Origin of the sequence: Bacillus cereus group sp. RP43, from assembly GCF_040459645.1 — a bacterium.
Lineage (GTDB): Bacteria > Bacillota > Bacilli > Bacillales > Bacillaceae_G > Bacillus_A > Bacillus_A mycoides_C.
Genome location: NZ_JARVHQ010000001.1, coordinates 3,471,010 through 3,485,894, shown reverse-complemented (window position 1 = coordinate 3,485,894; position 14,885 = coordinate 3,471,010). Strand labels below are relative to the sequence as shown.

Here is a 14,885-nt window from a genome sequence, read left to right as displayed (position 1 = left end):
TCGCTTCCTTGCTGTGCTTTTTCAATTAATTGTTTTTCCTCAATCGCTTTCTCCCTCCTTTTTGACGCATTCTATTATATAGACGTAAGAAACGATAAGTCACCCTACACATGTTGTAAAAAAAGAATAATATATTTTTAGCAGGAGGGCTATATGAAAAAGGTGTGAAAAAATGGTAAAGAGAAGTATATAATGAGCAAGAAGGAAATGTTACACAGAGAAAGGATGTGAATGTTAGTAGGGGAAGGGCCATACTAACAAACATGAAAATTAAAATATTAATAGCGGACGATAATTCTTTTATTAGAGAAGGCATGAAAATTATTTTAAATACATACGAAGAGTTCGAAGTATTAGAAACTGTAAATGATGGAAAAGAAGCTGTAGACTATTGTAAAAAGTATGAAGTTGATATTGCCCTTTTAGATGTTCGTATGCCAAACATGAACGGGGTAGAGGCGACGAAGTTAATTTGTGAAGAGACAAAAACGAAGCCTCTCATTTTAACGACATTTGATGATGATGAATATATTTTGGACGCAGTAAAAAACGGAGCGAAAGGTTATTTATTAAAAAATAATGATCCAGAGCGTATTCGTGATGCAATAAAAGGCGTATATAACGGCCAAACTGTTATGCAAGATGTAGTGCTTGATAAAATTAAGTCTAATTTAATGGAAAGTAAAGAGGAAGAATCTAAAATTGATAAGAGTCTTTTTACAGAAAGAGAGCTTAGTATTATCGCATTAATTGCGAAAGGTTTCTCGAATAAAGAAATTTCGAAGCAGCTTTTCATATCTGAAGGAACGATTGCAAATTATATTACATCAGTTTTAGGGAAAACTGGACTAGAACATCGCACGCAAATTGCGATTTATTACTTAACAGGGAAAGTAGATTAATGTTATGGAATTTTGGTTAACTGTAAGTAAATTAATTGTCTTTTTATATATTGTGTTTAGTTATATTTACGCAAATGTAGCAAATTTACCATGGGTTATATTTACTTTACTTATTTACCTCTCTGTAAACGTAATGATTTCTATATTTAAAAAAGATACGTATAAAAAAATATTAATCTGTATGTCAATTGGCGTAGTTATGTTATTTACATGGAGGGTTCATCCGTTTTTTATTTTATTTTTACCTTTGAACTTATACGAAATTACATCTCATTATATAGAGAAGAAGTGGCCACTCTTTGTCATTATGATGCTCCCCATTACTATTACAGATGAAAGCATTCGAATGACGTATGGATTAATTGTTGCATTTTCTTTTCTTGCTTTAACTATGGCAGATATATATATATCGCGTGTATTAAAGCTTGAATCGCAAAATGATAAGATGCGAAAAGATATGCAACGACTGACGAAAAGTCTAAATGAAAATAAAGAGTACATAAGGCAATCTGAATACACATTTAAGTTAGAAGAGAGAAATCGGTTATCACAAGAAATTCATGATAAAATTGGCCACTCGATGACGGGTGCACTAATTCAAATGGAAGCAGCGAAGAGATTAATGGAAATAGATAAAGAAAAGTCTGCAGAGTTATTACAAAATGCAATTCATATTTCAAAAGATGGAATTGAAAGCATTCGGATTACATTAAAAAATATGAAGCCACCAACCGAGCAAATTGGCATTCATCGTATGAAATTATTCATAGAGGAATTTGCCGGTAAGCATGATGTGAATATTCCTTTCGTGTACAAAGGGAACTTAGATATGATTTCTCCCATTCAGTGGAAAATTATCGGTGAGAATGTTACAGAAGCACTAACAAATGCAATGAAATACGCTGATGCGACAGTTATTTCTATAGATATTCATGTGCTTAACAAGATGGTTAAAGTACAAGTGAAGGACAACGGAAAAGGTGCAGCTCTTGTTAAAAAAGGCCTGGGCATTATGGGGATGGAGGAGCGAACAGCGTCTGTAAACGGGAAAATTATTGTAGATAGTACAAGTGGTTTTTCAGTAACAATGTTGTTGCCAATATAGTAAGGCATGATGAGGATGAATCATCTCATATGAAAAAAGTGAATATTCTCATGTGAAAAGAATGAACTTCTGCACTGAGCAGGTTCATTCTTTTTGTTTATAATAAAGTGAAACTTTAATCAGTGGGAGGGGTTATCCCCGCTGATTATTAGTTGAACCAATCGGGCATTTACGGGCAGTTTGATCTCCCACCTAACTTCTTCGCTTTAGCTGAATTTTGAGGTGGGAGTCTTACTGACCGCAAATAGCGGGGTAAAAGCAGAGAAACCGAAATAGGGGTGAAATGATGAATACATTGGAAATTAAAAATTTAACGAAAAAATTTGGTGATTTTATCGCGGTAGATAATATGTCTTTATCTATTAAAGAAGGAGAAATATTTGGCTTTTTAGGGTCGAATGGTGCTGGTAAGAGCACGACGATAAATATGATTGCTGGGTTGTTAAGAAGTAATGAAGGTGAAATCAGCATACTAGGAAAAAATATAAAGAAACATAATCGATTTGCGAAGATGAATATCGGTATTGTTCCGCAAGATATTGCGATTTATGAAGAGCTAACTGCCTATGAAAATGTGAAATTCTTTGCGGGATTGTACGGATTAAGAGGCACTGAACTAAAAGCGAGAGTAGAGGAAGCACTTCAATTTGTAGGTCTTAGTGATAAGCATAAAAGTTATCCGAAAAATTTTTCTGGCGGGATGAAACGAAGACTGAATATCGCTTGTGCAATCGCACATAGACCGAAGTTAATTATTATGGATGAGCCGACAGTTGGAATTGATCCGCAGTCAAGAAACTATATTCTCCAGTCTGTCCGAAAACTAAATGAAATGGGAAGCACCATTATTTATACGAGTCACTACATGGAAGAAGTAGAAGAGATTTGTACGAAAATAGCAATTGTAGATCACGGTAAAGTGATTGCAGAAGGAACGAAAGAACAGTTAAAAGCGATTATTACAGATACGAAAGACATTTGGGTTGAAGTGAAGTCAATAGAAAATTTAGATGTAGAAAAATTAAAAGAGATAAACGGTGTGAAAGCTGTTCAAATCGAAGAGAACGTAATTAAAGTGAACTCTGATGCAGGATTGAATAATTTAAATAAAATTATTCAACACTTTATTAATCATGACGTTGAAATTCGCTCGTTAGAGGAGCAGGCTCCGAACTTAGAAACTGTATTCCTTACGTTGACTGGAAGAAACTTACGAGATAAATAAAAGGTAAATGAAGAAAAGGTAAAGGGAGGTTCATCAATTGAACATCTTCAATATTGCAGTTATGCATATTAAAAGAGATTTCAGGGACGTAAGAACTTTAGTTTTTATGTTAGCATTTCCGATTGTGCTTATGCTTGTATTAGGAACAGCGTTAAGTAACGCATTTAGTAGCGATAGTCAGTCAATTAAAGATATTCAAGTGCTATACAAAGATGAAGCGAGTAGCGCGTTTTCTCAATCGTTTGAAGCATTTACGAAAGAAGTCGATAAAGCCGGTATTCATTTTAAGAAAGCTTCCGAAGGTATAGATGGGAAAGAGGAAGTGAAGCAAAATAAATATGCTGCCTATGTAGAAGTAAATAAAGATGGTGCGAAATTTTACGGAAGCGACAGAAGTAGTATTGAAGGAAGTATTGTGGAAGGAATGCTTACGACATTTGTTGATAAGTACAATGTAGCGGCCGAAGTTGCAAAAGTAGATCCTAGTAAGGTTAGCGCAGTTATTTCAAACGGAAATCATAATGATTATATTAAAGAAACATCTTTACAAGCAGCGAAAAAGCCAGGTTCTATGGATTACTATGCGGTTGTAATGACAACGATGATAGCACTGTATGCTGCGATGGGGGCGAGTTTTTTAATTCGAGGAGAACGATTACGTAAAACAGGAGATCGTCTCATTGCGGCACCTATAAGTAAAGCTGAAATTTTCATTGGGAAAGTGCTCGGAAGTCTTGTAGCAAATGCACTTTGTCTATTACTAGTCGTTTTATTTAGTAAATTTGTTTTTCAAGCAAATTGGGGTGACCATCTTGGAATCATATTTATTATTTTACTAACAGAAGTCTTTCTAGCAATTAGCTTCGGTTTAGGGATTGGATATATTACAAAAACAGGTGAATCATCTAGAGCAATTATTATGGTTGTTGTGCAATTAGCTTCTATTTTTGGTGGTGCATATTTCGTGGTGGAAGAAAATGTCATTACGAATTTATCGCCATTAACGTGGGTGAATACAGCCATTATGAAAATTATTTATGCAAATGATATTGGAGCAGCACTGCCAGTAATCTCTTTAAACCTTGGAATTTCAGCACTCTTTTTATTAATTGCGATTATTGCATTACGTAGACGGGAGGGGCTATAGTATGAAAGATATTTTATGGCTCATACAAAAAACTTTATCTGTACTTCTGAAAAATAAAAAAGGTTTATTAATTATTATTAGCTTGCCGATAATAGGAACGCTCATCTCCTTTTCAATATACGGAAATGTAGGGCAAGGAACGTTAAATATAGGGGTTATAAATAAAGAAAATCAGCCAATAGCAAATGATACAGTGAAATTTTTAGAAGAGTTAAATCATGTCAATGTAAGTAAAGTGAAGGAATCTGAAGTAGAAGATAAACTTACTTCCAAAAAACTTGATGGTGTTATTACATTAGAGTCTGGTTTTTCTGAAAGTGTTCGAGCAGGAAAACCGAGTCACATTGAAATTTCATCGATTAAAGGCGATCAAGTAACAGGATTTATAAAATCATATTTATATAACTATATTGATAATATCGCTGCGATAAGTAAAGTGGCAGGGACTGATCAAAGTACGTTTAATAGTATGTACGCTGGTTATCAAAAAAGTGCATTTAAAGTAAAAGTAGAGACACTTGAAGATACTTCAAAAAATAAAGATATGACAAATCAAACGATGGGTTATCTTATCATGTTTATGCTATTTTCAGCAGCGAACTTATCAGGATTTATCTTAAAAGAAAAAGAGAATAGAACGTACTTTAGATTATTATCAACGCCGATAGATGGGAAGAAATTTATATTATCTAATGTTGCAGTAAATATGATGATATTAACAATACAAATTGTCATTGCAGTCTTATTTATGACGAATGTTTTTCACACAAATATCAATATGCCTTTCCTAGTGATGATTGGTGTACTTATGATATTTGCTTTAATCGCAATTGGTTTATCATTAGTCATTGTGTCTTTTTCAAAAAGTTCAACTGCTTCAAATGCAATGCAAAATATAGTGATAGTACCAACATGTTTGCTTGCTGGATGTTATTTTCCGTACGACATTATGCCGAAAGCAGTACAAAAAGTAGCGGATTTCCTTCCGCAGCGCTGGTTACTAGACACGATATCAAAACTACAGCAAGGCATTCCATTTTCTGAGTTGTATTTAAACATTTTAATCTTATTTGCTTTTGCGATAGCATTCTTCTTAATTGCTATTTATAAATTTGGAAGAAATAATGATGCAAGGAATTTTGTTTAATGAAAAAGGTGTGGCGTAATGCCACGCCTTTTTGTATTCGCAAATAAAAGTAAGAAAGACATTTCGTATGAAAAAATAATTTAATGAAACACTACGAAATAGTAAGTAATATGAGCGGAAGGAAATCAAAATGATTAAAAAAATATTGCGAGTTACTTCTATTATTATTGCTATTTTCGTTTTTATTTTAATTTGGATGCATATCGATGTTACTCTCGGTAGGAAAATGGAAGCTGGGAAAAATATGCCGACAGAGTATGCACCTCATTATAGTGACTTTCAATTATATGTAGAAGGGAAGTCGTTTTATAAACAGTTGTTTACTGATATAAGGGAAGCGAAAAGTTCCATTTACACTTATTTTTTCATTTTGTCGGATGATAAAAGTAGCCATACTTTTTTAAACTTATTAAAAGAGAAAGCGAAAGAAGGAGTAAACGTATATTTATCGGTTGATTTAATTAATGATTTATCATTTGAAAGAAAGATGAAAAAAGAATTACGGGAAAGTGGTGTTCATTTTACATACAGTAGAAAACAAGAATTGCCATTCGGATTTTATTCAATTCACCATCGTAATCATCGCCGCATTACGACGATTGATGGGGAAATTGGCTATACGGGTGGCTTTAATATAGGAGATGAATATTTAGGGAAAGATAAGAGATTTGGATACTGGCGTGATTATCATGTACGACTGAGAGGAGAAGGAGCGAAAGATTTAGAAGAGCAGTTTGCTTTAGATTGGAAACGAGATACAAAAGAAGAGATAAAAAGAAGTACGAATAAGGCTGTGAAAGGAAATACGTTACATACTATGGTTAGTTACAATGGACATCATGTCGCTGAAAAATATATAAAGTTAATAAAACAAGCGAAGCATTCGATTGTAATTACAACACCTTATTTTATAGCGAAAAATAAAGAATTAATGAATGCTTTGATTGGAGCGCAAAAGCGTGGTGTTACAGTAAAAATACTTTGGTCATATAAACCGGATATACCTCTTATTAAAGAGGCGGCATATCCTTACATCCGTCAAGCTGTTAAAAACGGGATTACTGTGTATGGTTATAAAAAAGGGATGTTTCATGGAAAGTTAATGCTGATTGATAATGAACTAACTGTTATCGGTACAACGAACATCACTGCACGTAGCTTTTATATAAATGATGAGATGAATTTGTATATTCACGGTGGGCCTATTATAGCGCAAGTGAATGAGGCGTTAACGCAAGACATTGATGATTCGAAAGAGATGACAGAAGCATTTTTTGACAACTTATCTTTCTGGGAGCGTTGTAAGGAGAAAGTAGTTGGATTAATTGATTTTTATTTGTGATGATTAACGGAGAAAGGGTGTCTATAAAAGACACCCTTTTGTTAATGAAAAATAACTATTATTCATGCACCAACATCGAAACATCATCATTAATCAACGTCCCCACATGTTCCCCTAAACATATTTTCTTCATCACCCCGGGCTCATCAAAGTTAAAGACGTGTGCTGGTAAATTGTAGTCCCGAGCAAGCAATAAAGCGGCTTGGTCCATGACTTGTATGTTTTGCCTAACAACATCGTTATAGTTCAGCTTTCGATACATTTTCGCGGACTTGTTATGTTTTGGATCACTTGTAAAGACACCGTCTACTCCTTGTTTTGCGACTAATATGGCGTCACTATTCATTTCGATTGCTCTCTGTACACTTGGATAATCTGTCGTAACGAAAGGTTGCCCGTTACCGCCTCCAAAAATAACGACATAACCGTTATCTAAATGATGGACTGCACGCAAGCGAATATATGGTTCAGCTACTGCGTTAAAAGGGATGGAAGTCATAACGCGTACTTCTTTATTTGTTTTACTAGTTAAAACACCGCGGAGCATTAAGCTATTAATGATCGTACCTAACGTACCGATATTATCAGCTTCTACACGATCAATTCCCCATTCTTCAGCTAGATGACCTCTGAAAATGTTACCGCCACCGATAACGATGGATACTTCGATACCTAAATCAACAATGGATAAAATTTCGTTTGCGATATGTTCTAATCGTTTGGAGTTAAAGCTATTTCCAGTTTGATCGGCAAGAGCGCCGCCGCTTAGTTTTATTAAGACTCTTTTATATGGCCTCATAACAATTCCCCCTATATAGATCGCAATAAAAAAGGAACAAAGGCGAATGCCTTTGTTCCTTTTTAAGAAAATGAAAAAGAAAAGAAGAAGATAGGACGAATTGCTTTGTGTAGTTTTTCATACTATCCACTCCTTTTCATTTCGATTTGTTTTAAGTATATATCTTTTTGATTATACGAAACAATCTGATTACTTATCAAGTTTATTTTATCGTTTTTTAACAAAATGGTGTCAATGAAAAATAGAAGAAAAATATTTGAATTTTTTGTGACAAACTTGTAGGTTTTTGTATGATTTTGTAGGTTCGCTTATATGATGTGTGAGTAGCTTTTATAAATTCAAATTGAAAGCGTTCGCATAAAGGGGATGAACATAAATGAAAAAATTCGGATTGGCAACACAAATTTTTGTCGCACTTGTTTTAGGGATTGTAGTAGGGGCAATCTTTTATGGCAATAAAACGGCGATTTCTTATATCACACCAGTTGGGGATATATTTATTCATTTAATTAAGATGATTGTAGTACCAATTGTTATTTCAGCATTAATTGTTGCGGTAGCTGGTGTAGGTGATATGAAAAAGCTTGGGAAACTAGGCGGTAAGACAATTCTTTATTTCGAAATTATTACGACAATTGCTATTTTAATGGGATTACTTGCAGCGAATATATTCCAACCAGGTACTGGCGTTGATATGAGTAATTTACAGCAAAGTGATATTTCTTCTTATAAACAAACTGCAGATGCAACAGAGAAGAAAGGGTTTGCTGAAACGATTGTTCATATCGTACCGAAAAACGTATTTGAATCTATTTCACAAGGTGACTTATTACCGATTATATTCTTCTCCGTGTTATTTGGTTTAGGAGTTGCGGCAATTGGTGATAAAGGAAAGCCTGTATTTAACTTTTTTGAAGGTGTACTCGAAGCGATGTTTTGGGTTACAAATCAAGTTATGAAGTTTGCACCATTCGGTGTATTCGCATTAATTGCTGTTACGGTTGCAAAATTTGGTGTAGCAACACTACTTCCGTTAGGAAAACTAGTGCTAGCTGTATACGTAACTGTTATACTATTCGTTGTGATTGTATTAGGTATTAATGCACGAATGGTTGGCGTAAACATTTTTACATTAATGAAAATTTTAAAAGAAGAACTTATTCTTTCATTTACGACAGCAAGTTCAGAAGCTGTTTTACCTAATATAATGAGAAAGATGGAAGAGTTCGGTTGTCCAAAGGCAGTTGCCTCTTTCGTAATTCCGACAGGTTATACATTTAACTTGACTGGATCAGCTATTTATCAAGCGTTAGCGGCATTGTTTGTTGCACAAATGTACGGTATACACATGTCACTGACGGAGCAAATAACGCTATTATTCGTTCTCATGTTAACATCCAAAGGTATGGCGGGAGTTCCGGGGGCATCATTCGTTGTTGTATTAGCAACGTTAGGATCAATGGGCTTACCGCTAGAAGGTATCGCATTAATTGCGGGAATTGACCGTATTTTAGATATGATTCGCTCAGCTGTCAATGTATTAGGAAATGCATTAGCTGCCATTGTTATGTCGAAGTGGGAAGGCGAATTCGATGATGAGAAAGCAAAACAATATGTAGAAACAGTCAAACAAACAGAAGCAGCATAAGAAATCGTTAAGGAGTGAAAAGTCATGGCAACATTAACTGAAGTTAAAAATGGAGTGCGAATTGAAAAAGATTTTTTAGGTGAAAAAGAAGTGCCAAATTATGCGTACTACGGTGTACAAACAATGCGTGCAGTAGAGAATTTCCCAATTACAGGATACAAAGTCCATGAAGGTTTAATTAAAGCGTTAGCAATTGTTAAAAAAGCGGCAGCACTTGCTAATGCAGATGTAGGAAGATTGGAATTGAAAAAGGGTGGTGCTATCGCAGAAGCATCACAAGAAATCCTTGAGGGGAAATGGCATGATCATTTCATCGTTGATCCAATTCAGGGCGGTGCAGGTACTTCAATGAATATGAACGCAAATGAAGTCATTGCCAATCGTGCCCTTGAATTATTAGGAATGAAAAAGGGAGACTATGATTATATTAGTCCGAACAGTCATGTAAATATGGCGCAATCAACAAACGATGCATTCCCAACAGCAATTCATATTGCAACATTAAATGCATTAGAAGGCTTATTACAAACGATGGGTTATATGCATGATGTATTTGAATTAAAAGCAGAACAGTTCGATCATGTTATTAAAATGGGTCGTACACATTTACAAGATGCTGTGCCAATTCGTCTTGGACAAGAATTTAAAGCGTATTCTCGCGTACTTGAACGTGATATGAAACGTATCAAGCAATCACGTCAACATCTATATGAAGTAAATATGGGAGCAACTGCAGTTGGTACAGGCTTAAATGCGGATCCAGAATATATTGAAGCAGTTGTAAAACATTTAGCTACAATTAGTGAACTACCACTTGTTGGTGCAGAAGATTTAGTAGATGCAACTCAAAATACGGATGCGTACACTGAAGTATCTGCAGCACTTAAAGTATGTATGATGAACATGTCTAAAATTGCGAACGACCTTCGTCTAATGGCATCAGGTCCACGCGTTGGATTAGCGGAAATTATGCTACCAGCTCGTCAACCAGGTTCATCTATTATGCCAGGGAAAGTAAACCCTGTTATGCCAGAAGTAATTAATCAAATTGCGTTCCAAGTAATTGGTAACGACCATACAATTTGCCTTGCTTCAGAAGCAGGACAATTAGAATTAAATGTTATGGAACCAGTACTTGTTTTCAACTTACTTCAATCTATTAGCATTATGAATAACGGTTTCCGTGCCTTTACAGATAATTGCTTAAAAGGAATTGAAGCGAATGAAGATCGCTTAAAAGAGTACGTTGAGAAGAGTGTAGGAATTATTACAGCCGTGAACCCTCATATCGGCTATGAAGCAGCAGCTCGCGTTGCGAAAGAAGCAATTGCGACAGGGCAATCCGTTCGAGAACTATGTGTGAAAAATGGTGTATTGTCACAAGAAGAATTAGAGTTAATTCTAGATCCATTCGAAATGACACACCCAGGGATTGCAGGAGCAACTCTTTTAAAGAAAAATTAAAAGAAGAGGGGGACAATCCCCTCTTTTTTGTTTACAATATAGAAATGCTATATATGAATAGAGGTAGGGATGTTATGAGTAAGTTTACAGTGGCTTCTAATGGCGCATTAGAAACAACATTAAGAGGAGCAGAAGTATTATCAACACCACTTTTAAATAAAGGGGTAGCTTTCACACAAGAGGAAAGAGAAGAGTTAGGTTTAAAAGGGTTATTACCGCCAGCGGTTTTAACGTTAGAAGAACAAGCACGCCGAGCATATGAACAATTTAGTTCTCAGCCGGATGATTTATTAAAGAATGTATACTTAACAGCGTTACATGATCGAAATGAAGTGTTATTTTATCGTATTTTAACAGAGCATTTACGTGAAATGTTACCGATTGTATATACACCAACTGTAGGTGTAGCAATTCAAAGATATAGTCATGAATACCGTAAACCACGTGGCATTTATTTATCAATTAACGATCCATCAGGTATTGAAGATGCATTTGCAAATATCGGTGCAACAGCTGAAAATATTGATTTAGTCGTTGTAACGGATGGAGAAGGTATATTAGGAATTGGTGATTGGGGTGTTGGTGGAATTAACATCGCAATCGGGAAATTAGCTGTATATACGGCCGCAGTTGGAATCGATCCTAGCCGTGTATTACCGGTAATTTTAGATGTAGGTACAAATCGTGAGGAATTATTAAACAATCCATTTTATATTGGAAATCGTCACCCTCGTATAACAGGTGAAGCTTACGATGAATTTATTGATACGTTTGTTCAAGCGGTAAATAAACAATTCCCGAAAGCGCTTCTACATTGGGAAGACTTCAGTTCTCGAAATGCACGAAAAATTTTAGATAAATATCGTCATGACGTTTGTACATTTAATGATGATATTCAAGGTACAGGGGCAGTTTCACTTGCTGCTGTATTATCGGCAGTAAAAGCTTCTGGTGTACCGTTAAGTGAACACCGTGTAGTTGTGTTTGGTGCTGGTACGGCTGGAATCGGTATCGCAGATCAAGTAAGAGATGCAATGGTTCGCGTCGGCTTATCAGACGAAGAATCACATAATCGTTTCTGGTGTATTGACCGTAATGGGTTGGTTACAGATAATATGGAAAATCTTCTTGATTTCCAAATTCCATATGCAAGAAAAGAAGCTGAAGTAAGTGATTGGAAACAAAATGATGTGATCGGACTTGCTGAGGTTGTGAAACATGTAAAACCGACAATTTTAATTGGTACATCTACTGTTGCGGGCGCATTTAAAGAGGAAATTATTAAAGAAATGGCTTCTCACGTAGAAAGACCAATCATTTTACCAATGTCGAATCCAACGCCACTTGCTGAAGCGAAACCAGCGGATTTAATCGAGTGGACAGAAGGAAAAGCATTAGTTGCAACAGGAAGTCCGTTTGAACCGGTTACATATAACGGTGTAACGTATGTGATTGGACAGTCAAATAACGCACTTATTTTCCCAGGACTAGGTCTTGGTACAATTGTTGTTCGTGCAAGCGTCATGACGGATGGAATGTTCGCAGCAGCAGCAGAAGCAGTTGCAAGTATGGTAGATACAAGTCAGCCAGGAGCGCCTATTTTGCCAGAAGTTGAAGAGTTACGTAATATCTCTGAACTGGTTGCGATTGAAGTAGCGAAAGTTGCAGTTGCAGAAGGTGTTGCTAGAGAGAACTTAAGTGATGACGATATTAAGATTGCAGTAAAAGAAGCAATATGGGAACCGGAGTATCGCCAAATAAAAGCGGTAGAAAAGGTTAGAATATAGAAATAAAGCCCGTTTATAATTATAAGCGGGCTTTCACTTTTACAATTGAAAAAAAGCATAGGAAGTGGCACCTTTGAATTGGAATCAATTATGGAAGAAAGATATGTATCTTTTAATTATATTAATGGTTGTTGTTCCGATTGCTGGAGAGCTGAATTTTCATCCTTTTAATGATATGTTTCGTGTTAGTTTCGGGACACCGCTTTTCTTCTTTTTATTACTATTTTTAAGAAGAGTGCCAGCAGCAGCTGCAGGTATTCTTGTAGGTATATCTGTAGTCTTATTTCGTGTATGTCTTGACTGGGTATTGCAAGGTTCATTCCATATGACAGAATCATTTTATTTGCGTTATCCTGTGTTCTTTTATTATTTTATTTATGGAAGTCTTTTTTCGCTTTGTAGGGTGAATAAGTTTCATCAGAAGCCAATTGTGATAGGATGTCTTGGAATTACAATTGAAATTATCGCAAGTATGTCTGAACTTGCGTTTTATCATATGTTAGTACTTGGTACAACGATAACAGTTTCTGAAGTGAATAAACTAATTATTATTGCTATTTTCCGTAGTTTCTTTGCGCTTGGTTTTTTAAATATGATGAATTTATATGAAACGAAGTTAAAAGAATCACAAGTTCGAAAAGAAAATGAAAATATTTTAATGTATCTCTCTAATTTATATGTGGAATCTGTCCATTTGAAAAAAACGTTACAAAATGCTGAGTTAATTACACAAGAAGCATATCAACTATATCGAAACTTACAAGCGAACGATGATTTAAATAGCAAAACAGCATTAAAAATAGCAGGAGAAGTGCACGAAATCAAAAAGGATAATCAAAGAATTTTTGCAGGACTATCTAAACTGTTATTAGATAAGAATGTGGCTGAGTATGTAGAAGGACATGAATTAGCGGAAATGATTGTAAGAATTAATGAGAAGTACGCTGAAATGTTAGAAAAAGATATACGTTTTTCGGAACATATAGAAGGTGAGCATGCAGAATATCATGTGTACACGGTCTTATCGATTTTTAATAACTTAGTTGCAAATGCAGTTGAAGCAATTGAGGGTAGAGGTCTTATTATTATTAAGCTATATAAACGAGATAAACATATATTCTTTGAAGTAATTGACGATGGTCCTGGTATTGCACAGAAGTATAAGAAATTAGTATTTAAGCCAGGGTTTACTTCAAAGTATGATCAAACGGGAACACCTTCAACAGGTATTGGACTTTCTTACATAAACGAAATGGTAACAGAGCTAGGTGGAGAAGTGAGATTAGAAGACCGAGAAACTGGCGGAGGGTGTAAGTTTATCGTTTGTTTACCGGAGTGCAGTTTAAAGCGGGAAGGAGAATAAAGTTGTTTTATTATATCGTAGATGATGATGAAGTTTTCCGCTCCATGCTTTCACAAATTATTGAAGATGGCGATCTTGGAGAAGTAATTGGAGAGTCGGAAGATGGAGCTTTTATTGAAGCAGATCAACTAAATTTTAAAAAAGTAGATATTTTATTTATTGATTTATTAATGCCAATGCGAGATGGGATTGAAACAGTTCGCCATATTGCATCCTCTTTTACAGGGAAAATCATTATGATTTCTCAAGTTGAATCGAAACAGCTTATTGGTGAGGCGTATACACTTGGCGTTGAATATTATATTACAAAACCATTAAATAAAATTGAAGTTGTGTCTGTTGTACGTAAAGTAATGGAACGTATTCGTTTAGAGCGCTCTATACATGATATTCAAAAATCATTGAATAACGTTTTTAAGTGGGAACAGCCGCAAGTTCGAAATGAGCCAATGCAAGAAGGAAAAAGAATAGCGGATTCAGGGCGCTATTTATTATCAGAACTCGGTATTGCAGGAGAGAATGGAAGTAAAGATTTACTTAGTATGCTGGAATATTTATATGGACAAGAAAAAGCACAAACATTTGAATTTGGATTTCCTGCATTAAAAGATATTTTCCATCATATTACAATAAAGAAATTAGGGGATATAGCTTTAGATACGGATATTGATAAAGAGAAAAAAGCATCTGAGCAAAGGGTAAGAAGGGCGATTTATCAATCGTTAAATCACTTAGCTTCCCTTGGGTTAACAGACTTTTCAAATCCGAAATTTGAAAGCTATGCTCCGAAATTTTTTGATTTTACTATAGTTAGAAAACGGATGACAGAAATGACAAAAGATGAAGTAGCGACTTCTGGTCATATACGTATTAATACGAAGAAGTTTATTCAAGTGTTGTATTTTGAGGCAAAACGGTTGATGGAGATAGAATGAAAAGAGATAAGTGTTTCAGAT

General features: G+C 35.1%; 12 protein-coding genes. 11 read left to right on the top strand and 1 reads right to left on the bottom strand.

The window, feature by feature from the left end; all coding sequences use genetic code 11:
• Positions 1-263 precede the first annotated feature (263 nt).
• The 6 genes from QCI75_RS18135 (at position 264) to cls (ending at position 6,868) form a co-directional block, all read left to right on the top strand.
• Entirely contained in the window at positions 264-902 is a 639-nt protein-coding gene (locus QCI75_RS18135; protein ID WP_144509050.1) for a response regulator transcription factor, read from the top strand.
• Between the two features lie 4 nt (positions 903-906).
• On the top strand, positions 907-2,007 hold the full coding sequence (locus QCI75_RS18130) for a sensor histidine kinase (protein ID WP_144509051.1): 1,101 nt from the start codon (positions 907-909) through the stop codon (positions 2,005-2,007).
• A gap of 286 nt (positions 2,008-2,293) precedes the next feature.
• Entirely contained in the window at positions 2,294-3,232 is a 939-nt protein-coding gene (locus tag QCI75_RS18125; protein WP_353760955.1) for an ABC transporter ATP-binding protein, read from the top strand.
• Between the two features lie 37 nt (positions 3,233-3,269).
• Entirely contained in the window at positions 3,270-4,379 is a 1,110-nt protein-coding gene (locus QCI75_RS18120) for an ABC transporter permease (protein ID WP_144508853.1), read from the top strand.
• A 1-nt stretch (position 4,380) separates the two neighbouring features.
• Entirely contained in the window at positions 4,381-5,526 is a 1,146-nt protein-coding gene (locus tag QCI75_RS18115) for an ABC transporter permease (protein ID WP_144508854.1), read from the top strand.
• Between the two features lie 130 nt (positions 5,527-5,656).
• Positions 5,657-6,868 carry a cardiolipin synthase gene (cls, locus tag QCI75_RS18110; protein WP_144508855.1) on the top strand — a complete coding sequence of 404 codons (1,212 nt, stop codon included), beginning with the start codon at positions 5,657-5,659 and terminating at the stop codon, positions 6,866-6,868.
• Positions 6,869-6,926: 58 nt separating this feature from the next.
• Here the strand turns inward: cls and pyrH are convergent, their stop codons facing one another.
• Entirely contained in the window at positions 6,927-7,667 is a 741-nt protein-coding gene (gene pyrH, locus QCI75_RS18105; RefSeq protein ID WP_001248057.1) for a UMP kinase, read from the bottom strand.
• Between the two features lie 376 nt (positions 7,668-8,043).
• Here pyrH and QCI75_RS18100 point away from each other — a divergent pair, with 376 nt between their 5' ends.
• From QCI75_RS18100 to QCI75_RS18080, 5 genes are all read left to right on the top strand, one after another.
• Positions 8,044-9,315, top strand: a complete 1,272-nt coding sequence (locus QCI75_RS18100) for a cation:dicarboxylate symporter family transporter (protein ID WP_098776963.1) — start codon at positions 8,044-8,046, stop codon at positions 9,313-9,315.
• A 24-nt stretch (positions 9,316-9,339) separates the two neighbouring features.
• Positions 9,340-10,779, top strand: coding sequence for an aspartate ammonia-lyase (gene aspA, locus QCI75_RS18095; RefSeq protein WP_144508856.1), 1,440 nt, complete (start codon positions 9,340-9,342; stop codon positions 10,777-10,779).
• A 74-nt stretch (positions 10,780-10,853) separates the two neighbouring features.
• Complete coding sequence (gene malS, locus QCI75_RS18090; protein ID WP_353760954.1) at positions 10,854-12,566, top strand: oxaloacetate-decarboxylating malate dehydrogenase; 1,713 nt, start codon at positions 10,854-10,856, stop codon at positions 12,564-12,566.
• Positions 12,567-12,630: 64 nt separating this feature from the next.
• The gene (locus QCI75_RS18085; RefSeq protein ID WP_353760953.1) at positions 12,631-13,929 is read left to right on the top strand and encodes a sensor histidine kinase; all 1,299 of its coding nucleotides are present in this window, start codon (positions 12,631-12,633) and stop codon (positions 13,927-13,929) included.
• 2 nt (positions 13,930-13,931) lie between these two features.
• A complete protein-coding gene (locus QCI75_RS18080; RefSeq protein ID WP_144505868.1) occupies positions 13,932-14,864 on the top strand; it encodes a response regulator in 933 nt (310 codons plus the stop codon).
• Positions 14,865-14,885 lie beyond the last annotated feature (21 nt).

Coding starts and splice junctions, on each gene's coding strand:
- QCI75_RS18135 (WP_144509050.1), top strand. CDS start 264: ATGAAAATTAAAATATTAATAGCGGACGATAATTCTTTTATTAGAGAA.
- QCI75_RS18130 (WP_144509051.1), top strand. CDS start 907: ATGGAATTTTGGTTAACTGTAAGTAAATTAATTGTCTTTTTATATATT.
- QCI75_RS18125 (WP_353760955.1), top strand. CDS start 2,294: ATGAATACATTGGAAATTAAAAATTTAACGAAAAAATTTGGTGATTTT.
- QCI75_RS18115 (WP_144508854.1), top strand. CDS start 4,381: ATGAAAGATATTTTATGGCTCATACAAAAAACTTTATCTGTACTTCTG.
- cls (WP_144508855.1), top strand. CDS start 5,657: ATGATTAAAAAAATATTGCGAGTTACTTCTATTATTATTGCTATTTTC.
- pyrH (WP_001248057.1), bottom strand. CDS start 7,667: ATGAGGCCATATAAAAGAGTCTTAATAAAACTAAGCGGCGGCGCTCTT.
- QCI75_RS18100 (WP_098776963.1), top strand. CDS start 8,044: ATGAAAAAATTCGGATTGGCAACACAAATTTTTGTCGCACTTGTTTTA.
- aspA (WP_144508856.1), top strand. CDS start 9,340: ATGGCAACATTAACTGAAGTTAAAAATGGAGTGCGAATTGAAAAAGAT.
- malS (WP_353760954.1), top strand. CDS start 10,854: ATGAGTAAGTTTACAGTGGCTTCTAATGGCGCATTAGAAACAACATTA.